The following is a 4,277-nucleotide window of genomic DNA, read 5'->3' as shown; positions in this document are numbered from 1 at the left end:
AATGAGCTTTTGCTCATTGATAATGGGAAAAAAAATAAATGGCAAAGTATCAGAGTGACACTTTGCCATTTAAACTGTAAACGGAGTATGTAATTATTTATATGCCGAAATAGTCTGAATTGTACCATCTGGATTATGGTGTAATTCAGTGACTTTTACATTTCTCAAATGTGTTTGTCCTGAAATTTGTACATCATGGTAGAACAAATACCATTTGCCTTTAACTTCAACTATTGAATGGTGATTTGTCCAGCCTTCAACGGGATTTAAAACAACTCCTTTGTAAGTAAATGGTCCGTAAGGAGAATCTCCTGTGGCATAACTGATAAAATGAGTATCACCAGTAGAGTAGGAGAAATAGTATTTTCCACGGTATTTGTGCATCCAAGCTGCCTCAAAAAATCGCTTGTCATTATTTCCTTCCAATAGTAAGTTCCCTTGTTCGTCCAAGATTTGAATATCTTTTGGACTTTCTGAAAAGCTTTTTAAATCAGAGGATAGTTTGGCGATTTTAGGTAATAAAGCCTTTTCATTAGATTTCTGAAGCGCTCCATTCTCCTCGTATTTACCTGTTTTCCAACGTTGCAGTTGTCCGCCCCAGATACCGCCAAAATACATATAATAACTTCCATCTGAATCTTTAAAAACAGCAGGGTCTATACTAAAACTGCCTTCGATGGGTTTTTTCTCTGCTTTAAACGGACCAGAAGGCTTTTTACTGGTGGCAACACCTATTCTAAAAATTCCTTCTTGGTCTTTGGCTGGGAAAAATAGATAGTAAGTGCCATTTTTGTAGGCTGCATCTGGTGCCCAAAGTTGCTTACTTGCCCAAGGTACATCTTTCAAGTCGAGGGCAATACCATGATCGGTAACTTTTCCACCGATTTTGTCCATTGAAAGGATATGAAAATCTTTCATATCAAACTTCGCACCATCGGCATCTCTACTAACATTCGTTTCAATATCGTGTGAAGGGTAGATATAAATTTTACCTTCAAAAACATGAGCCGAAGGATCTGCCGTATAGATATGCTTTACGAGTGGTTGTGAAATCGGCTGTTTTTTCTGTTGAGCAATAGAGATTTGCGAAAGCAGAAAAAGAGCAGAGGCATATATACTGAAGTTTCTTTTTTTCATATTAATAATACAAAATAATTTTAATGAAAATTGTTGTAAAATACTATATAATATGGTTTTATGTAAAATAATGTTAAAATTATTTAGAATCCAATAGAGTTCCCTCCATCAACTGGGAGTGAGGCACCTGTAATATATTTTGCTGCATCTGAAGCTAAAAACACCACAGCCATTCCGATGTCTTCAGGTTTGCCAAAAAAGCCCATAGGCGTACGATCAAGTGCTTTATTCATACGCGCAGGGTCACTGCTCATGGCTGTTTGCATCATAGCCGTTTCGATAAAACCTGGCGCAACTGCATTGACCCTAACTTGGCTTGGCGACAAATCCATCGCCAAGGATTTCACTAATCCTTCAACGCCATGTTTTGAAGCAGAATAAGCAGGTACGCGGTCGATACCATAATAGGCAGCCATCGACGAAATCATAATAATATTTCCCGACTTACGACCCACCATTCGTTGAGCAACGGTACGTGTTAGCGAAAAAACTGCATTAAGATTTGTATGAATAATTCTCTGGAAATCTTCGTCTGTTACTTCCAATGCAGGTTTTTTCATATTGATACCAGCATTATTAACAAGAATATCAATGGCTCCAATTTGTGTTTCGATATGCTCAACTAGGTTTTCTAACTGATCAAGTATTGTCACATCGTTTACTACATATTTGGCTTTATCGCCTAGTTGTTGAACGGCTTCTTGAAGTGCATGCTCACGACGACCCGTGATGACTACTATTGCACCCGCTTCTATCATACATTGAGCTATGGCAAAACCAATACCGCTTCCGCCGCCTGTTATTAAGGCAATTTTATTATCTAATCTAAAATTCATAAGGTATTAAAGTTATGGTATCGGTTTAAGAAAATGACTTAAAGTGTTAATTATCAAATTTGTAAACCAAAAGTATAATGCAAGTTTACTATATGAGATTTACCATTGGGAAAGCTATTTCCACAAAGGCAAAATGAAGTACGACTTACTTAAGTTGATAAATTCGTACAATTTCCTTCATTTGGTCAAGCGTTCTGGTTGGCGCTTGGTATGGCCTTGGGATTGGCTGCTTTGAGTATTGTTGAAAGTACAATACGCAGGCATCACGCCAATTGAGCGCTTCACGATGCTGAGCGGCTAATCGACCAGATACATCGGCAAATATTTGTGGGTCAATCGAGGATTGAACAGAATTCCATTGTTTTTGCATCCATTCTACTGATTTAACACCTTCATAATAGCGACTCGCGAATTCATTCCAAAGCGTTTTGCCAGAACTAAGTTTTTCATTCCATGAAACGTGGTGAAACCACAATAAATAGGGGAGAGGACAAGTCTCAGGATTTCCCCACTGAGCTTGAACTTCCTTGCTATATAAACCAAGGGCATTACTTCCTTGTGCGGTTCTATCAAAACCAAGTCCAACAGAGTCGGCGCGATGGTAATAAATGGCTGTCCAGTCGGGGCGAGCACTTTTTTCGAGCCAAGGTTCTGGTCCAAAGTGAATATTTTGTCCCATGACATGATGAAGACCAAGAGGAGTAGTAAAATCCACATAAATTTCACGAGATTTCATCATCAAATCTTGAATCGTAGCAACTGCTTTAGGTTCTTGGGTTAGAGTCATTTTTATCCATTCCGAAGCTATTTGCTCTGAACTTAAACTATGATTCCAAGCCAATCGACCAAAGGCATACCAGTTGGCTTGAGACATCAGATGCCCCGTCCAGTTGCGGTCTGAACCCGTATTGGCTACGCCAGCCATAGCTGTAAGCGAATGATTATCAACACTTCCGTCAACTATTTTAGCGACGGTTGAGCCTTTCCCATTTGAATAAGTATCACTTTCGAGACATTCTTTGAAAAGAGGCGCTTCGTACACAAGATTGGTACTAAAACCCAAATATTCTTGTGTAAGCTGGAATTCCATAGCCAGTGGCGTTTTGGGCATAGCACCAAAAAGCGGATGAAACGGCTCACGAGATTGAAAATCAATAGGCCCATTTTTTACTTGAACCAGTACGTTTGAAGAAAAAGTCCCATCAAGCGGTTTAAAATCTTTATATGCCTCTTTGAAACGGTCGCCTTTAGGGTCGGCAGCATAAACAAAAGCACGCCAAATGACAATACCTTTGTAAGGAGCTATCGCTTCGGCAAGCATATTAGCGCCATCGGCATGAGTTCTGCCAAAGTCTTGCGGGCCTGGTTCGCCTTCAGAATTGGCTTTTACCAAATATCCTCCAAAATCTGGAATAGCACTGTAAATATCTTTAGTAACATTTTTCCACCAATTTCTTACTTCTGGAGCCATTGGGTCTGAGTTTTTGGCACCACCCAAGAGTTTCGGCGCAGCAAAATTTAGGGAAAGAAATACCTTGATTCCGTAAGGACGAAAAACATCTGCTAAGGCTTTTACTTTTACGATATATTCTTTGGTCAAAAATCTAGCGCTGGCATTGACATTATTCAAAACCACCGCATTGATACCGATTGAGGCATTAGCACGCGCATAATCAATATATCGTTGGTCAATTACTTCAGGTAATTCATACCATTTCCACAGAGATGAACCCGCATAACCACGTTCGATAGTGCCAAGGGGATTATCCCAGTGGTTGAGCATGCGGTATTTGATTTTTGGTGAATCCGTAATATTGAGTTGAGCAATTGAGCGACCACTTTGTATTTGTCTTAAAAAAGCAAAAGAACCATACAAGATGCCAGAAGCTGAACGGGAACGGATAACGATATTATGGTTTTCCTCACGAATAATAAAACCATCTTCAGCAAGTTGATTGGTTTGCGCATTTTGAATAATTTGAAGAATTATTCCCCCTTTTTTTCCTGTTGGATTAGTTAAAATTGAAACTTTTTTGCCCAACAATCCCGACAAACCAGCTTGTAGTTCTTTTTGAGCTGTTTTTGTGATAACTTCTTGATTATCAGAATAAATAAACTGACATTTTTGAGCATAGCTATTTCTTTGCTGAACATTAGCAATAGGGTCAAATTTCAACCAAAGTCGATAACCATCATCGGCATGAGCCAATTGAGTTATGCTCAAAAGTAGGATGAAAATTAGTTTTTGAAAATATCTCATACGTGGTAAGCTAGTGGGCAAAATTATGTGTTTTAGGGAACAGG

At 39.0% G+C, this 4,277-nt stretch carries 3 protein-coding genes; all 3 read right to left on the bottom strand.

Annotation, left to right across the window (positions count from 1 at the left end):
* Positions 1-93: 93 nt before the first annotated feature.
* Positions 94-1,137, bottom strand: a complete 1,044-nt coding sequence (locus ACOVQ4_RS00115; RefSeq protein WP_421818650.1) for a glycoside hydrolase family 43 protein — start codon at positions 1,135-1,137, stop codon at positions 94-96.
* 83 nt (positions 1,138-1,220) lie between these two features.
* A complete protein-coding gene (locus ACOVQ4_RS00110; RefSeq protein ID WP_421818649.1) occupies positions 1,221-1,973 on the bottom strand; it encodes an SDR family NAD(P)-dependent oxidoreductase in 753 nt (250 codons plus the stop codon).
* A 145-nt stretch (positions 1,974-2,118) separates the two neighbouring features.
* Positions 2,119-4,233 carry an alpha-glucuronidase family glycosyl hydrolase gene (locus ACOVQ4_RS00105; protein WP_421818648.1) on the bottom strand — a complete coding sequence of 705 codons (2,115 nt, stop codon included), beginning with the start codon at positions 4,231-4,233 and terminating at the stop codon, positions 2,119-2,121.
* Positions 4,234-4,277: the final 44 nt, after the last annotated feature.

Origin of the sequence: Flectobacillus sp., from assembly GCF_049240685.1 — a bacterium.
Lineage (GTDB): Bacteria > Bacteroidota > Bacteroidia > Cytophagales > Spirosomataceae > Flectobacillus.
Note: the sequence above shows the minus strand (reverse complement) of the source record. Positions and strands in the feature narration are given on the sequence as shown.